Source organism: Paenibacillus sp. AGC31 (genome assembly GCF_057334655.1).
Map to the genome: position 1 here is coordinate 174,929 of NZ_JBHFJH010000024.1, position 16,303 is coordinate 191,231.

The 16,303-nt window shown below is 46.4% G+C and carries 16 protein-coding genes; 15 read left to right on the forward strand and 1 reads right to left on the reverse strand.

Annotated features, from left to right (window positions below; genetic code table 11):
- The 15 genes from ACE04G_RS08565 to ACE04G_RS08635 all read left to right on the forward strand — a co-directional run bounded on the left by ACE04G_RS08565 (position 1) and on the right by ACE04G_RS08635 (position 15,038).
- Complete coding sequence (locus ACE04G_RS08565) at positions 1-870, forward strand: carbohydrate ABC transporter permease (RefSeq protein ID WP_036606256.1); 870 nt, start codon at positions 1-3, stop codon at positions 868-870.
- 60 nt (positions 871-930) lie between these two features.
- On the forward strand, positions 931-2,586 hold the full coding sequence (locus tag ACE04G_RS08570; protein ID WP_221818916.1) for an extracellular solute-binding protein: 1,656 nt from the start codon (positions 931-933) through the stop codon (positions 2,584-2,586).
- Between the two features lie 343 nt (positions 2,587-2,929).
- On the forward strand, positions 2,930-3,376 hold the full coding sequence (locus ACE04G_RS08575; protein WP_221818917.1) for a tellurite resistance TerB family protein: 447 nt from the start codon (positions 2,930-2,932) through the stop codon (positions 3,374-3,376).
- A gap of 35 nt (positions 3,377-3,411) precedes the next feature.
- A complete protein-coding gene (locus ACE04G_RS08580; RefSeq protein ID WP_145321026.1) occupies positions 3,412-4,005 on the forward strand; it encodes a TerD family protein in 594 nt (197 codons plus the stop codon).
- Between the two features lie 91 nt (positions 4,006-4,096).
- Positions 4,097-4,672, forward strand: a complete 576-nt coding sequence (locus ACE04G_RS08585; RefSeq protein WP_221818919.1) for a TerD family protein — start codon at positions 4,097-4,099, stop codon at positions 4,670-4,672.
- Between the two features lie 93 nt (positions 4,673-4,765).
- A complete protein-coding gene (locus ACE04G_RS08590) occupies positions 4,766-5,347 on the forward strand; it encodes a TerD family protein (protein ID WP_221819295.1) in 582 nt (193 codons plus the stop codon).
- A 25-nt stretch (positions 5,348-5,372) separates the two neighbouring features.
- Positions 5,373-6,629, forward strand: a complete 1,257-nt coding sequence (locus tag ACE04G_RS08595) for a TerD family protein (protein WP_221818920.1) — start codon at positions 5,373-5,375, stop codon at positions 6,627-6,629.
- Between the two features lie 119 nt (positions 6,630-6,748).
- On the forward strand, positions 6,749-7,969 hold the full coding sequence (locus ACE04G_RS08600; protein WP_256704287.1) for an HpcH/HpaI aldolase/citrate lyase family protein: 1,221 nt from the start codon (positions 6,749-6,751) through the stop codon (positions 7,967-7,969).
- Positions 7,899-9,332, forward strand: a complete 1,434-nt coding sequence (locus ACE04G_RS08605; protein ID WP_405131509.1) for a phosphoribosyltransferase family protein — start codon at positions 7,899-7,901, stop codon at positions 9,330-9,332. Before ACE04G_RS08600 ends, ACE04G_RS08605 begins: the two co-directional genes overlap by 71 nt.
- Positions 9,329-10,480 carry a cysteine protease StiP family protein gene (locus ACE04G_RS08610; protein WP_449005244.1) on the forward strand — a complete coding sequence of 384 codons (1,152 nt, stop codon included), beginning with the start codon at positions 9,329-9,331 and terminating at the stop codon, positions 10,478-10,480. The genes ACE04G_RS08605 and ACE04G_RS08610 overlap by 4 nt, the downstream gene beginning before the upstream one ends.
- On the forward strand, positions 10,480-11,328 hold the full coding sequence (locus ACE04G_RS08615; RefSeq protein WP_449005346.1) for an HAD family hydrolase: 849 nt from the start codon (positions 10,480-10,482) through the stop codon (positions 11,326-11,328). Before ACE04G_RS08610 ends, ACE04G_RS08615 begins: the two co-directional genes overlap by 1 nt.
- Complete coding sequence (locus ACE04G_RS08620; RefSeq protein ID WP_449005245.1) at positions 11,329-12,378, forward strand: ATP-grasp domain-containing protein; 1,050 nt, start codon at positions 11,329-11,331, stop codon at positions 12,376-12,378. It begins immediately after the preceding gene.
- Between the two features lie 84 nt (positions 12,379-12,462).
- Positions 12,463-13,218 (forward strand): hypothetical protein, encoded by a 756-nt coding sequence (locus tag ACE04G_RS08625; RefSeq protein WP_221818924.1) that lies wholly within the window; start codon positions 12,463-12,465, stop codon positions 13,216-13,218.
- An 11-nt stretch (positions 13,219-13,229) separates the two neighbouring features.
- Positions 13,230-14,333, forward strand: a complete 1,104-nt coding sequence (locus ACE04G_RS08630; RefSeq protein ID WP_036606281.1) for a toxic anion resistance protein — start codon at positions 13,230-13,232, stop codon at positions 14,331-14,333.
- A gap of 138 nt (positions 14,334-14,471) precedes the next feature.
- A complete protein-coding gene (locus ACE04G_RS08635) occupies positions 14,472-15,038 on the forward strand; it encodes a hypothetical protein (RefSeq protein WP_449005246.1) in 567 nt (188 codons plus the stop codon).
- 209 nt (positions 15,039-15,247) lie between these two features.
- Here the strand turns inward: ACE04G_RS08635 and ACE04G_RS08640 are convergent, their stop codons facing one another.
- Positions 15,248-15,979 carry a hypothetical protein gene (locus tag ACE04G_RS08640; protein WP_486094370.1) on the reverse strand — a complete coding sequence of 244 codons (732 nt, stop codon included), beginning with the start codon at positions 15,977-15,979 and terminating at the stop codon, positions 15,248-15,250.
- Positions 15,980-16,303 lie beyond the last annotated feature (324 nt).

Sequence of the window (16,303 nt, forward strand, 5' to 3'; positions counted from 1 at the left end):
ATGAGAAAAACCAAAGGAGAAAAAGTCTTTTATCTAATCAATTATGTATTGTTGTCATTGGTTGCCGTTAGCTGTATCCTGCCCTTACTGAACATTGTTGCCTTGTCATTTAGTGATGCGAGAGCGGTTGTTTCAGGTCAAGTGGGGTTATGGCCCGTCGATTTCACTTGGTTCTCCTATCACAGCCTAATTACGGGAACGCCGATTCTGAATGCATTCTGGAACAGTGTGGAGATCACATTGATCGGTACAGGGCTCAGCATGGCGGTGACGATTATGGCGGCATATCCGCTGTCACGTAGACATTTTTATCACCGGCGCTTCTTTACGATGGCGATGGTGTTCACGATGATTTTTAACGGTGGACTCATCCCGACGTATTTGGTCGTGCAAAATCTCGGTCTTGTGAACAGTTACGGCGCGCTTTGGCTACCGGGCCTGGTGAGCACTTACAACATGCTGATTATGCGATCTTATTTTGAAAATCTGCCGGGGGAAGTGGACGAGGCTGCGCGCATCGATGGTTGTGGTGAACTGGGGCTTTTGTTCCGAATCGTATTGCCATTATCCAAACCTTTGCTGGCGACTATTGCTCTCTTTTACGGCGTGGGTTACTGGAATTCGTTCATGAGTGTGATGATTTATATCAATGATACGTCCAAATACAACATGACCGTGCTCGTCCAAAATATGATTATGTCCAATCTGAATGTACAGGATTTTACCGATCCAACGATGATATCGAATCTGACCCCGGAAGGCATCCGGGCAGCAGCTGTCATTGTGATGGTCATACCCATTTTGGCAGTGTATCCGTTCTTGCAGAAGTACTTCGTTAAAGGGGTCATGCTCGGATCAATTAAAGGTTAAAGCAGGCTGTGGGTTAACCCGCATGGGTTCATATTACAGGAAAGAAAGAGGGTCTTATCTATGGCGTTAACGATGAAGGCATGGATGAAGTCGGGTCTCGTTCTGGGCTTGATCGGTGGTTTGCTGGCGGGATGTACAGGAGGTAACGGTAGCGAACAGGCGGAAGGCGAAGGCAACAGGGGGAACATTACGTCAACGATCTATGATCGGGGCGCGGTCCCAAGCGGCATGGGTACGATCGAAGATAATATGTGGTCCAAGTGGATTAACGAGCATGGCCCGGCAAATGTAAAATATACAGCAGTTCCCCGCTGGGAGTCCCAGTCCAAACTTAATGTATTATTCGCTTCTGGCAGTGCACCGGATATTATTTTTGAATTCGGTACGCCCATCCGTAACACACTGTTTAATCAGAAACAGCTGATGCCGCTGGATGAGTTGATCGAGAACTCAAGTGTGGAATACAAAGCCTTGATGGAGAAATATCCCCAGCTCAAGAAGGCCGGTATCAAAAGCGATGGTAAGCTCTATGAAGTGGGACGTATGAACGAGGTGTTTCCACTAACGAGCTTCTTCATTCGGGAAGACTGGCTGGAAAAGTTGAATCTGGAGGTACCGACCAATGAAGAAGAGATGCTGGCGGTAGCCAAGGCCTTCACGGAGAATGATCCCGATGGAAACGGAGCTAAGGATACATACGGCATCGGTGGATTTCAGTTCGGCGATACAGCGGGTCTATTCCGCTATATGTACAACGCTAACTGGGTGAATGTGGAGGACGGGGAGATGGTGGTTGGTCCCAACAACATGAAAGAAGCCACGGCATTCAAACGTGCATTATATGAAGCAGGTGTGGTCGATAAGGACTTATTGACCGACAAGGACGGGGCCAAGGCGAAGCAGGATTTCCTGAACGGCAAAATCGGTATGTACGCGGCCATGACTTCGGATTATACCGGGTTTGCAGCGAAGGAACTGGATACACTGATGCAGAATGTTCCTGAGGCCAGATTAAAGGTCATCGCTCTGCCAACCACGTCCGTAGGACAGCACACGATGGTGTGGAATAACCCCGTTCAGATGACTGCAGCTGTGAATGCGCGAGCCAAAAATCCGGAAGCAGTTATGCAATATATCGATTTTCTGACCAAAACAGAGTCGGGCCGAACCTTCAAAAATGGATTTGAAAACACGCATTATACGTTAAACGATCAAGGCTGTCCGCGCATCTCTGATCAAGAGAAATACAAGCAGGAGATCAGCTGGGCAGGCGATTACGCCATGTTGTACAGCCGTCTGGAGGAAGGCAAATGCGGGTACACAGAAATGCTGTTCAGCGAAGAGATCCCGTCGCAGAAGGAAGGACTTCGACTATTCAAGGAAGCGCGTGAGGTATACATGACGGATCTTCCGGTGGGAGAGGGCGTTACCCATTCAGAACATATGCCGCAGCTACCCAAGGAGCTTCAGGTCAAGTTGACCAATGTGACAACAGCGATCAACGATATTTTTACCCGTTCCATCATTGGGGGAAGCAAATATACGATCGAACAGGCTGCAACGGAAGCACAGCAGAAGTGGGAACAAGGCGGTGGCCCGGAGATTGAAGCATGGTACAAAGACTGGTGGGGCAAGGAAAAGGATAATGTATTGGTCTGGGACGATTTCTATGAAATCTATGAACAGCAACAAGCTGATTTTGAAAAAGCAGAGTGAATTCAAGGATTCAAATCATTCATACGATTTATAATTTTGGTATTGGTAGAAATAAGCGCTCTGATCCCCTGATCAGAGCCTTTTTAGGTTTGGGCTTCAAATAGGGGAATATTTGACTGAAAAATGAAGTGAATAGAAAGTTCTCGCATTTCGCATGAAACTATATCCAGAACGATGCGTATCATAAGGTATTAATTGTTTTTAAATGTAGAATATTGCCGTATTTCAGAGTATAGTTAAGGAATAATTTAACTTATATTCAACATGATGTAGACATGAAAGTTACTGAAAAATCTTGAAAAGAATGTATGGAACACCAGGTTGAAACTATTGGAGGTTGAGTATGAGTTCATTTAAAGGCTGGTTAAATTCAACAAAACAAGGACTTGAAGAGCAAGTCAAAAAGTTTAAAAATAAAGATTTTATGGATGCCGTGGTTGCAGGGTGTGCACTGGTTGCTTTTGCAGATGGTTCCATTGACGAAGCGGAAAAGAACAAGATGGCCGGTTATATCAACCTGAGTCAGGAATTGAAGGTATTTGATATGGCTGAAGTGATTACACGATTCAATCATTATGTCGCGAACTTTGAGTTCTCTCCAGAGATCGGGAAGCAGGAAGCGCTGAAAGCCATTGGGAAATTCAAAGCCAAGCCGGATGTAGGGCGCGTTATTGTGGGTGTATGCAGTGCGATTGGTTCAGCTGACGGCAACTTTGATGATCAGGAGAAAAGAGTCGTTGCCGAGATATGCATCGTACTTGGACTGAACCCGAGTGAATTCAATCTCTAAGTAGCTATTTTACATATGAAGGGAGGTGAAAATCAGTGGCAAGCATTAATTTGGTCAAAGGACAGAAGATTGATTTAACCAAAGGCAATGCAGGACTTACTGAGGTGATTGCTGGTCTCGGTTGGGACCCGGTAACTGCCAAAGGTTTTTTCGGAAGAAAAAAACAAGCGGATGTCGATTGTGATGCATCGGCGATCATGTTGAATGAGGAAGGCAAGTTGGTTAAGGACTCCAACCTGGTTTGCTTCCACAACAAGCAAAGTGCATGTCGTTCGGTTATCCATTCAGGTGACAATCTAACAGGACAGGGAGACGGTGACGACGAACAGATCAAAATGGATCTGTCCCGTATTCCTGCTGATGTTCATAAAGTATTAATCGTTGTTAATATCTACGATTGTGTCAATCGCAAGCAAGATTTTGGCATGATTGAGAAGGCTTATATTCGTATTCTGGATGGTAAAAATTCCAGTGAGCTCGTGAAGTTCAATCTATCCGATAACTACACAGGTTCAACAGCGTTGATCTGTGGTGAATTGTATCGTCATGGAGGCGAATGGAAATTCTCGGCAATTGGAGAGGGTTCCCATGCGGTACATATCAACGAACTCGCTCGCAAGTACTCCTAAGTACAAGATTTAATCTAATTCGACAATTATCCTGATATTCATATGTAACGATAACTACAATAAATTATAAATAAGCGAGGATGATCATACGATGGCAATTAATCTCTCTAAAGGTCAAAAAATCGATCTGACTAAAACGAACCCAGGTTTGACAAAAATCACAGTAGGCTTGGGCTGGGATACCAACAAGTATGATGGCGGAAAAGACTTTGACCTGGACGTATCGGTATTCTGTGCCAATGCAAACGGTAAAGTAGAAGGCGAGAAAAACTTCATTTTCTTCAACAATCCACAAAATGAAAATGGTTCTGTTGTTCACACCGGTGACAACCGTACAGGAGATGGCGATGGTGATGATGAGCAGATCAATATCGACCTGCCTAACGTACCCGCAAATGTAGAGAAAATTGCATTCTCCATTACGATCTACGAAGCTACGGACCGTAGCCAGAACTTCGGACAAGTCTCCCGTGCTTATGTGCGAATTGTTAACGAAGCAAACAACGAAGAACTGATTCGTTTCGACCTGGGAGAAGACTTCTCCATTGAAACGGGTGTAGTTGTTGGTGAATTGTATCGTCATAACGGCGAGTGGAAGTTCAGTGCCATCGGTAGTGGTTACCAGGATGGATTGGTTGGATTAACACGCGATTACGGTTTGCAATAGGACGTACAGAGCGACTTACAGGATGGGAAGAACCGTCTCCTGGACGGTTCTCCTTTTCATTTAATCACATAACTTGGAAAGGTGGAAAAACAAATGACGATCAGTCTTGCCAAAGGACAACGTATTGACCTGACTAAGACGAATCCGGGCCTTACCCGTGTGGTAGTTGGTTTAGGTTGGGATACAAACAAATATAGTGGTGGAGTCGATTTTGACCTGGACGCTTCGGCTTTTTTGTTGTACGAAGATGGAAAAGCCAAAGGTACGGATGACTTTGTTTTTTACAACAATCCAAGCGGCGGTGAGGGTTCAGTGACACATACCGGTGACAATCGTACGGGTGAGGGAGACGGCGATGATGAGCAAGTTGTCGTTGACTTCAGCAAAATCCCTGCGCACATTCACCGGATCGGTATTACGGTAACCATCTATGATGGAGATGGACGAGGGCAGAATTTTGGACAAGTCTCCAACGCTTTTGTTCGTGTTGTAGATGCTGCAAGTGATCGGGAAGTGCTTCGTTTCGACCTCGGAGAGGACTATTCCACAGAAACAGCTGTGGTGTTCTGCGAGTTTTACCGTGCAGGTGCGGACTGGAAATTCCAGGCGGTAGGCAGTGGCTTCACCGGTGGACTATCTGCTTTATGCAAAAATTACGGACTGGATGCACAATAACTTGGCATAGAAAGGTGAGTCTGCTATGGCGATTTCTGTCGTGAAAGGCCAGAAGAGTGATCTGACCAAAACCAATCCGGGCTTGTCCCGTCTAACGGTAGGCATTGGTTGGGAGGCAGCCTCGGGTGTGGAGCTGGACACATCAGCATTCCTTCTGGGTTCAGACAATAAAGTGGCTGGAGATGAAGATTTTATCTTCTATAATCAGCCCTCTACCTCGTTCATCACGTATATGGATGGTGGACAGGTTGGTGGCGAGAAGAAACAATTCGCCATTGATCTTGGCAAAATCCCTGCCAGAATTGAGAAAATCGCCTTCAGCCTGACGATTCATGACGGTGAAGCACGACGCCATCATTTTGGACAGGTTCAGCATGGTTTTCTACGGTTTGCCAATGCAGCTACAGGTCAGGAAGTGATGAGATATGATCTGGGAAGCGGTTTTACAGTGGAGACCGCGATTGTCATCGGTGAATTGTATCGTCATAACGGAGAATGGAAGTTCAATGCGATAGGATCGGGTTTTGCAGGTGGTTTGAATGCACTCTGCGCTAACTTTGGTGTGGATGTGGATGGTGGATCAGACGCTGCGCCAACCACATCAACCGTCCCCCCGACAGCTGTACCGACTCCACCACCCCCGGCACCCGCACCAGAACTGACGCCTGCTCCTGTGAATTCAATCAATTTCAGCAAAATTGAATTGAAGAAGAAGGGCGACACCATTAACCTCAAGAAAAATGCGGGGGGACTTGGTGAAATCCTGATTAACCTGAACTGGAATCAACAGGGCAGCAAAGGGTTATTTGGTCGCAGCAAGAGTGTGGATCTGGACTTGGGCTGCCTGTTCGAGATGAAGGATGGTACACGAGATGTGATTCAGGCCTTGGGACAGACGTTTGGTTCATTGAACCGTTTCCCTTATATTGCACTGGATGGGGATGACCGGACGGGATCTGTTAAGACGGGAGAGAATCTGCGGATTAATGGTGCACGTATCTCGGAAATTGAGCGCATCTTGGTATTTACCTATATTTATGGTGGTGTGGCCAACTGGTCTCAAGTAGACGGTGTGGTAACCATCCAGCAGAAGGACGGCCCGGATATCATTGTCCGAATGAATGAATACGGGAGCCCGCTTGGCATGTGTGGCATCGCGATGTTACGCAATGTGAACAATGAGACATTCAGTATTGAACGAATTGTGCAATTCTATAATGGGCATCAGGCGTTGGACGAGGCTCATGATTGGGGAATGCAGTGGGTTGCGGGAAGAAAGTAATCATTCGTATGTATTCATTCAATCCCTCCAGACTAAGGAGGGATTGGTTTTTATGCCCCGACAGCTGGAATCAACTATTGCAGATTGGCTATTGCCAAAGGTGCGAGGAGGAGACAATCCTGAAATATTTTAACTTTTTGAGTCTGGAAGAAGAAGATACTTTATTTTTCTCTTCACCCGTCTCGTTCAATCACCGGACTTCCAAAGATCTACTGGCATATGCTGTTGGGGCTGCTTTATATATGCCCGCGACGCGCGCACATATCGCGGACGACATTATAAATGGTAAGCATGAAGGTCTGACGACCATTATTATTGATCTGGAGGACGCTGTAGGTGACGACCAAGTAGAGTTTGCCGAGCAGTGCCTGGTACAGCATCTAACTCAACTGATGACTTATATGGAGACAGGCATGCTGAGTCAGGATCAAATGCCTCTTCTGTTTGCTCGTGTACGTTCACCACAACAGTTGGAACGTCTGATTGATACGTTGGGAGAATTGGTGTCCATGCTGACAGGTGTGGCATTGCCCAAGTTTTGTGTGGGCAATGGAAGAGCCTATTTTGACCAGATCCGCAAGTATAATCAACGGAAACCGGATCATTATCCCGTTCTCTATGGAATGCCCATATTGGAAACGGCTTCAATTATATATCGGGAGACACGTTGGGAGACCTTACTGGGCCTTCGAAACATCCTCGATGAACATGTTGAATATGTGCTCAATGTACGCATTGGTGCGACCGATTTCTCAAGCCTGTTTGGACTACGCCGAAGTCCTGAATTGACCATATACGATATCGCCACGATCCGTGACTGCATCTCGGATATTATCAATCTGTTTGGACGAATGGACAAGCCGTATGTGATCTCAGGTCCTGTCTGGGAATATTTCAGTCAGCGGGAGCGCGTGTTCAAACCTCAATTACGACAGACTCCATTCGAAGAAACCCTGGGCAAATCAGGGCTGCATCTGAGAATGAAATATATTACGAACACAATGGATGGATTGATGCGTGAAGTCATGATGGACAAGGAAAATGGAATTGTTGGCAAAACGATCATTCATCCTTCTCATATTAAGCCCGTACAAGCGATGTACGTTGTTACACATGAAGAATATTCTGATGCCCAAGACATCATCGCCCGTAATGACGGTAGCCTGGGTGTGTTCAAAAGTAATTACTATAACAAAATGAATGAGATTAAACCACACTTGAGCTGGGCGAATCGAATTCTAATCCGATCACAAATATATGGGGTGTTACATGAACAGCAGCATTTTGTCGGGCTCTTGCCCAAACATGAGCAACAACACAACTACGTTCCCAATTCTTGATCAATTCAGTCTGAACGTTCAGGTTACACATAACCCGCTGCAACTTCCACTAGAATCTCTATTTTCCATGGCTGCACGAATCAATAAGAAACGTTCATTTCTGTTTGTAAGCAGACTGCTGGGCAAGCACATCCCGGTTAACCCGTATACCTCGCTTCTGAGCGGCGCGGCATTGGCTGTTCTGTTATATGAGCACCTGACTGAGGAGACGGAAGAGACCAAAGATCAGATCACCAAGTGGAAACGGGAAATGGTCGAAGGATTGATTGATCCCCAGCAAGCTCGGCAAGTGTACAACATGCTGTTGCAAGAAAGCTTGAGTTTGCCGGAAACGATTCGTTTTGTTGGTTTTGCCGAGACAGCGACAGCGCTGGGCCACAGCATGTACGAGATGTTTGCTGATCAAGCTTCCTATATTCACACCACTCGAGAATATGTTCCAGCGATGAATCCAGATATTCAATTTGAAGAAGAACATTCTCACGCGATGGCTCATCGTTGTTATGCGCTGGATCATGAAGCCTTTGCAGGAGAGGGCCCGATTGTTCTGGTGGACGACGAGATTACGACGGGCAAAACGACGTTGAATATCATTCGGGATATTCAGGCCAGATATCCCCGGAAGCAATATGTGATTGCTTCGCTGCTAGACTGGCGTACGGAAGCGGACGAACTTCGATTTGCCGAACTGGAAGCAGAATTGGGAATTACCATTACACCGTTAAGCCTGTTGAAGGGCCGTATTGAAGTGGTAGGTACTCCACAGTTGGAACCAACACAGCAAGATGAGCAGTTATCTCATTCTGCCGTAACGCTTCAGACTTCTACCGTTGCAGATGCCTTCCATCAGCTGCAAGCCACTTCCGAGGATGGTGAAGGTAAACGTAGCACAGCCAGCTACGTCCAGCATACGGGCAGGTTTGGTGTGCAATCCCGTCATAATAGCGTATTACGTCAGGAGGTTAGCCGGATTGCAGAACGACTTCGGTTGCAGCGTACGGGAGAACGGACTTTGGTGATGGGAACAGGGGAGTTCATGTACATTCCAATGCGTGTTGCTGCCGAGATGGGAGAAGGTGTGTGGTATCAATCCACTACCCGCAGTCCAATCCATACACATCCCGCTCCAGGATATGCTGTTCGTAGTGGTGCCGGATATGCCTCACCGGAAGACGCATCTGTTCGTAACTTTATCTACAACATCGCCCCGGGACAATATGACGAGGTTTTTGTTTTGCTGGAGAGACAGATGTCCGAAGAGCGAATGGAACCGATGGTGAAGGTACTGGAGCAGTTGGGATGCGGTCACATTCATATTGTGTATTGCGGCTTGCCAGAGAAGACAGGGGACAACGAGCAATGAACTTAACTACACTGGAGCTAATCAGACAACGTGAGATTCAGTCTCCCGCGCCGATGGGCAGCTATGCTGCATCGGACGTTGTTTTCCTACTGAAGGATATCAGCCATGTGGATCTGGAAAAGGGAACAGGTGAACGGGAGCAGGCGATCCAATCGGGGGTTCATTATTCGGAGATGTTACCTGTGGAATATCAGCCCACCGCCGAATACATCGGGCTGTTTCACCAGACGTTGGAACAATCCGCTGCAAGAATTGCACTTCATACCGCCATCGTGGCTGAGAAGATCGTAGAGCGCAGGGGCCTGAATCTTGTGCTGGTTTCATTGGCTCGAGCAGGAACCCCTGTTGGCATCCTGATCAAGCGTTATATTGAATTGAAATACAAAGTGACGATTCCGCATTATAGCATTTCCATTATTCGTGGCAAAGGTATGGACGAGAACGCAATTTTATATATCTTACAGCAGCATGGGCTGGAAACAGCCATTCAGTTTGTAGACGGTTGGACCGGCAAAGGGGCTATTCGCAAAGTGCTGAAAGAATCCTGTGACCAAATGGAACGGACTTATGGCGTAAACCTCGATGATGATCTTGCCGTGTTGGCCGATCCGGGGCAATGTTCAGGCACATTTGGGACAAGAGAAGATTATCTCATTCCTAGCGCTTGTCTGAATTCCACCGTCTCCGGACTGGTGAGTCGTACAGTGCTTCGGGATGATCTGATTGGGCCGGCAGATTTTCACGGAGCCAAATGGTATCGTGAATGGTCCTCTGACGATGTGTCAAACCAATACGTGGATACCATCGCTCAGCATTTTCCACAGGTGATGAACCAAGCAGAGATTCGCTCGGATGACAATGCTACCGGTACTTCGGAAATCACCTGGAAAGGCTGGCAGGATATCGAGGCCATCCAGCAATCCTTTGGCATTGCGAACATCAATCTGATTAAACCTGGAATTGGAGAAACAACCCGGGTGTTATTACGTCGGGTCCCTTGGAAGATTCTTGTGGACCGTCTGGATAATCCGGATTTGCAACATATCATGATGCTCGCCAGAGACAGAAATGTGCCGGTTGAGGTATATCCGGGACTAACCTATTCCTGTTGCGGCATTATTCAATCCCTGGGAGGTGGCGGAGAATGATGATCTACGCAAGTGATCTGGACCAGACGTTGGTGTACTCCCGTCGTGCGCTCCGTATTCCTGAAGATACACCGGGACTTGTTCCGGCAGAGTGGATTAACGGCAAGTTGTCCGCTTTTATGTCAGCATATGCACTGGAGCGTTTGCAGTCTTTGCCACAAGACATTGTATTTATGCCTGTGACGACACGTACTGTGGAGCAGTACCGACGCATTCATATTTTTCAGACCGAATGTATTCCGAAATATGCGGTGACGAGTAATGGTGGCAACATTATTGTTGACGGTCAGGTAGACGATGAGTGGAACCAGCATATTCGTTCTTTACTTCGTCAGCAGGCAGCTGCTCCTGAAGAGATCCTGGATTTATTAGACGATGTACTCAGCCCGGAATGGGTGATTAACCAGCGATTGTGTGATGAGCTGTTCTATGCACTGTTGATCGAACGTGACAAGCTTCCAATGGAGCGTATTGCGGACAAGATTCGGGTGTTAGAGACGCTGGGATGGGAGAGTTCGATCCAGGGTCGGAAGCTCTATCTGGTGCCTTCGGCCGTGAACAAACGAGCTGCAGTGGAGCACATTAGGCAACGCATTGGCGATGTGGCTGTGATTGCTTCGGGTGATTCCTTGCTGGATCGCTGTTTGCTGGACTTTGCGCAGCATGCCATTGCTCCGTCCCACGGAGAATTACATGTGGAGAGACAGCGTGCACCTGAGCTGGTGCCGTATCAATTTACGGAACAATTCGGTGCTTTTGCAGCAGATGAGATTCTCGATTACGTTCACCGTATTCACAACGATCAACAGACTCAGCTAGACCATGCCGAGATAAGGGAGACCGTATAAATGAAAAAAATGAAGATTTACTTCAACCGTTGGTTCTCTGTAACGTATCATTATATGAATGCAATTCGGGACAATGAGGACGGCATGGAATTTGAGATCTACGGTACTCATCCTGATCCGGGACACATGGCATTACAGGGCTGTGATGTTGCAGAAGTTGAACCGCGTCTAACGGGCAGGGAGTATGTTGATTTTTGCCTCGACTTTTGCCGTCGTCATCAGATTGATGTGTTTATTCCACGCTGGAACATGCTGGACATCAGCAGACATATCTCCTTGTTCGAAGAGATCGGTACACGGGTTATCGTATGCTCGGATACGGAATTGCTGGAACAATTGATGGAGAAAGACCGATTCTATGAATCAGTGCGTGAGAAAGGCATTATGGAGATTCCGGATTATTTCACGGTCAGTAATGCTGCACAATTCCAGCAAGCCTATGAGGCGCTGCGCGCAAGTGGACACGATGTATGTTTCAAACCATGTAATGGTGAGGGCGGCATGGGATTCCGGGTGATCAACAATGAACGTGATCCGTTGCAGGAGTTGTTCGGGTATGCGCTTAACTCGATTTCGTATGAAGATGCCCTGCGTGCGTTCTCTTCTGCTCCGTCCTTTCCCAATGTCATGGTGATGGAGGTGCTGGAAGGATATGAATACAGTATTGATTGTCTTTCGGATCGCAATGGGAAACTATTAACGGCTATTCCGCGTAGAAAAGAAAGAGGACGTTTACGCTTGCTCGAAGAAAACGAGGAATTACTGGAAATTGCCCGTAATGTGGCAGAAGCATATCGGATTCCTTATAATTTTAATATACAGATGAAATATCGCAAGGATACACCGAAACTGCTGGAGATTAATCCGCGTATGTCGGGTGGGTTGCACATGTCTTGTCTGTCGGGCGTGAACTTCCCGTATCTGGCGGTCAAATCTGCACTTGGCCATGATATTGGACCACTTCATCCGAAGTTTGGTCTTCTGGGAAGTCATATCGAACAGCCATTTATAATCGACGTTCAGAAGGTAAGCGGAGTACACCACGTCTAGCTGAGAATTTCCCTCAACATTGACACCTTCTGGATGGTTTTCTTACAATACGTATAAGTGTTGTTACAGGCAGGAGGACAAGTAATGTTACGGAAAACGAAGATAGGTATAGGCGCATTGGTCGGTTATGGTCTCGCGGCGATCTCGAGTCCCTTTCTACCGGATGTCATCACGTGGGCAATTCCGGCACTGGCAACTGTGGTTGGGGGACTGATTCCTTCACGTTCCGCGCCACGTACACAGGTCGAGGGTTCGTCATCAGCCCCTGTACCCATTACAGATATCGGAAATGAACCATCCCGTTTGAATGGAGGACAAGCGCCGAGCGCAGTGCCAACAGGGGCAAGAGAAGCTTCTCCGGCACAGTCCCATTCGAGCTCCACTCCCGCACAACACGCGGGCTCAGAACAACAAGCGAAGCCTTCCCGGACTGAACCAGATCCTGTATTTGATCCGGTGATTGAGTACCTGGAAGTTCTGGAAGACATGATCATCTCCGAAGGTCAGAAGAACGAACTGGATAATGAGATCGTGGAGAAATCACTGGCGTTGTTTGCCCGTTTGCAGCGTGTGATTCCTTCCCTTCAGGAACTAAATAACGGAGATATCAACCATACGGTGCGCAGACTTATTTTGAAAGACCTGAACGGTTTTATTAATCCATTTCTACGTTTAAGTGGAGAAGCCAAACGCAACAATCGGCGTATGCTGCTGAATGGTCTTCGAGATGTAGATTCCAAGATATCGGATATTGTATCAACGATTGAACATAAAGACTTAATGGAGCTCCAGAACAAAGCGGAACTAATACATCAACGGTATAACAGCTCTGAATTATAGGAGGGATTGGCATGGCAACGGAATGGGCTCAGTTGAAGCAGGAAGATGAGCAACGGATTAACCAGGAAGCAACGCAGCTTATTCAGAAAGTGTCCCAAAGTGATCCGGCTCACCTGGATACCTTAATGGATGATATCGGCAAGTTGGGCGTGAAAACACAAGAGAGAGCAGGACAGACTCTCAAGTTGCTTGATCGTCCAGTCAATGAACTGATGTCTGGGAATCGGGCAGAGGTATCCAACATGATCCTGAAGCTCCGTGATGAATGTGAGAGTCTGCAGCAGAGTAAAAATGTGAGTTTTGTCGGGAAGTTGTTACGTAAAAGCCCGCTGAAAAACTATGTATACCGTTATCAATCTGTTCGCACGAACATTGATGCGATCATTAACGGGTTGCGGGACGGCAAGGACAACCTGGAAGAAAGCATCGTAAATATGCGCCAATTGAAACGTTCCTCCATTCAGGAGATCTACAATCTGCAGACCAAAATCTCTTTTGGTAATCAATTGAAAGCATTGTTCGAAACCGAGATCGCCAAGCCTGAGAACGAGAATCGCAAAGCACATCTGGAGCGTGGGTTGCGCAAAGTGGTAACACGTACCCAATCCATGACAGAGATGATCATGCTGTACAATCAGGCGATTGCAGCTACCGACATCATTAATGATAACAATGACAAGTTGATTGATTCAGTGAATAACGCCATTGATAAAACAGCGAATCTGATCACCGTTTCGGCCATGATTGCGATGGCACTTAATGATCAGGAGAAGGTCATTTCTGCTGTGGAAGCTACGAATAAGACGATTGAAGATCAATTCAAGGAGAACGCCAGATTGTTGAAGACAACAACAGAGAAAACGAATGAACTGTTGTCCAAACCGGCTATGTCCCTTGAAGCAGTCAATCAGGCGATGGGTGATCTGATGTCTGCGCTGGATCTGTCCGAGCAGTCCAATCGCCGGATTATCGAGAGCTGTAATGACTATACCAACAAGATGACAACACTTAACGCCAAAATGAGCGATCGACTGGGTCTGGAAGGGCCGAAGGCTGCTGCCATTCCGGAGAAAAACAAACCGGATTCCAGTGCATTAGGGTCTTTCCTGGATTAGGGTAAGACTCGCTGCATATCGTATCGAGAGTGCTACATGGTTTTATTTTCTACGAGGGACGCTGAGTGCGTCTCTTTGTTTCATTTATTTGATAGAATGAAGGTAAAATCTGGGGTTGTGCAAAGGAGCTTGCTGAACATGCTGGACTTTTCATTTGAGATTATTGATGAGACCAAGATTAATATTCAATACAAATATGGCAGTGAATTCTTTAACTTTAACCTGTATTATGCGAACGGGAATTGGACACTGCATCCTTTTGACGGCATACTGATCCAAAATCGTGAAATGTGCAGTCTGATTGTATCGGAGCTGCTCCGTAACAAAGATTTTCATGTCATGTTGGCCAAAGAGAAAATCATCTTATCCCAATTACGCACCAGTGTTAACCTCCAGTCCAATGAGCCGGATGAATGGGTTACAGATCGAAGAAACGTAGATTATTCCAGTCCTGATGATGAGTTGATGGATTACATAGGGAACCACAGTTTCGAAGACATATTACAGCTTGAGCAAGAACAGATTGAGGCCAGAGTGCAATTCTTCCAACAGATCATTCAGAGAATGTTTATGGAGGGACTTGGACCGGAAGATGCTGATTTTATCAAAGTTCAGGCCGTGATTCGGATATATAAAGAGACATACGATCGTCTTGGTGAGTTGAATAATCACAACAGGGGTGACCGTGGACGTAGAAGATGGTAGTGAACATCCCGCTTAGTATGTAAGCAGATAACTATATTTCTGCGAAGTTAGGCAGATACTCCTGATTTATATGTGTCATATGGAGGGCGATCTTCATATGTTATTTTACAGGGATCTCCCAGAGGGAGAAGTTCTGGCGGCGCCTTAAGGGCCCCACTGTTACTCTCCCTTTGAAACTGGCAGATCACTACTAGCATTGCAGGCATGGCTTACTTTCTCCGGCCTGAGACATAACCCGTAGATTTATGAGGGTGCTTCTCGCAACACTTGTTTCCGGTAGATTTGTGAGGATGCTTCTCGCAACACTTGTGTCCAGTAGATTTGTGAGGGTGCTTCTCGCAACACTTGTGTCCGGTAGATTTATGAGGGTGCTTCTCGCAACACTTGTGTCCGGTAGATTTGTGAGGGTGCTTCTCGCAACACTTGTTTCCGGTAGATTTGTGAGGATGTTTCTCGCAACACTTGTGTCCACTGGATTTGTCAGGGTGAGAAGGTTTCCCACAGGACTTATTTCCGCTAGATTTGTTGCCGCCACGTACGATGCATATCGATTTGACATGATATGTCGGAATTCGAACCACTTCTTGACGATCTGTTGTGATAATTAACTGGTTTTGGTTAGCCTCAGCGAGGATTCCTTCCACCTCATCCCGGCTGCCTTCATTAATCAGTACACGTCTGAAACGCAGTGCCTGTACGACTTCCAAAAAGGAATTAGAAGGAATGGGATTGTTCATTGGAGTCGAGCTGCCACTGGAGCGACCTGTGTCGGTGATGCTTTTGACATTTAATCCATTTACATATACAAATCCTTTTTTACAGCTAACAGCCATGTAGTCACCACGAACATCTATTAATTTCCCTTGAACTGCTTCCGGACCCCGATTGACTTTGACTTCTCTCCCAAGCAAACCTCGAATTCCCTGACCATTCATAGACATTGTATTTACCCCTTCCAAAATATAAGTTCAGATCAACTAAAATGACGGGTGCTGTGATAATCTCTCAATCTGCATTCAAGTTTGTCTGTAGTTTAATCATATGTGGCATGCTCGTTGAAGGGTCTGGCCAACAAACCATTTGTATATCAAATTGGCTATCATCTATACAAAGTTTTGTATATTCATAGATGATAGATTCCTGATTTTGTTCGTATTTGAGTACATTACATTTGTATTTGCTTGCATGATCCTGTGCATATGCCCGTTCGATCTGCTGTGCTCCTGCATAGGATGCAGGAAGTACGTACCGGACCAATATCACAG

Bases quoted from the DNA above. Each gene is read 5' to 3' on its own strand.
- ACE04G_RS08610 (WP_449005244.1), top strand. From the start codon at position 9,329: ATGAACTTAACTACACTGGAGCTAATCAGACAACGTGAGATTCAGTCT.
- ACE04G_RS08570 (WP_221818916.1), top strand. From the start codon at position 931: ATGGCGTTAACGATGAAGGCATGGATGAAGTCGGGTCTCGTTCTGGGC.
- ACE04G_RS08635 (WP_449005246.1), top strand. From the start codon at position 14,472: ATGCTGGACTTTTCATTTGAGATTATTGATGAGACCAAGATTAATATT.
- ACE04G_RS08630 (WP_036606281.1), top strand. From the start codon at position 13,230: ATGGCAACGGAATGGGCTCAGTTGAAGCAGGAAGATGAGCAACGGATT.
- ACE04G_RS08620 (WP_449005245.1), top strand. From the start codon at position 11,329: ATGAAAAAAATGAAGATTTACTTCAACCGTTGGTTCTCTGTAACGTAT.
- ACE04G_RS08625 (WP_221818924.1), top strand. From the start codon at position 12,463: ATGTTACGGAAAACGAAGATAGGTATAGGCGCATTGGTCGGTTATGGT.
- ACE04G_RS08585 (WP_221818919.1), top strand. From the start codon at position 4,097: ATGGCAATTAATCTCTCTAAAGGTCAAAAAATCGATCTGACTAAAACG.
- ACE04G_RS08615 (WP_449005346.1), top strand. From the start codon at position 10,480: ATGATCTACGCAAGTGATCTGGACCAGACGTTGGTGTACTCCCGTCGT.
- ACE04G_RS08565 (WP_036606256.1), top strand. From the start codon at position 1: ATGAGAAAAACCAAAGGAGAAAAAGTCTTTTATCTAATCAATTATGTA.
- ACE04G_RS08640 (WP_486094370.1), bottom strand. From the start codon at position 15,979: ATGTCTATGAATGGTCAGGGAATTCGAGGTTTGCTTGGGAGAGAAGTC.
- ACE04G_RS08605 (WP_405131509.1), top strand. From the start codon at position 7,899: ATGAACAGCAGCATTTTGTCGGGCTCTTGCCCAAACATGAGCAACAAC.
- ACE04G_RS08590 (WP_221819295.1), top strand. From the start codon at position 4,766: ATGACGATCAGTCTTGCCAAAGGACAACGTATTGACCTGACTAAGACG.
- ACE04G_RS08575 (WP_221818917.1), top strand. From the start codon at position 2,930: ATGAGTTCATTTAAAGGCTGGTTAAATTCAACAAAACAAGGACTTGAA.
- ACE04G_RS08595 (WP_221818920.1), top strand. From the start codon at position 5,373: ATGGCGATTTCTGTCGTGAAAGGCCAGAAGAGTGATCTGACCAAAACC.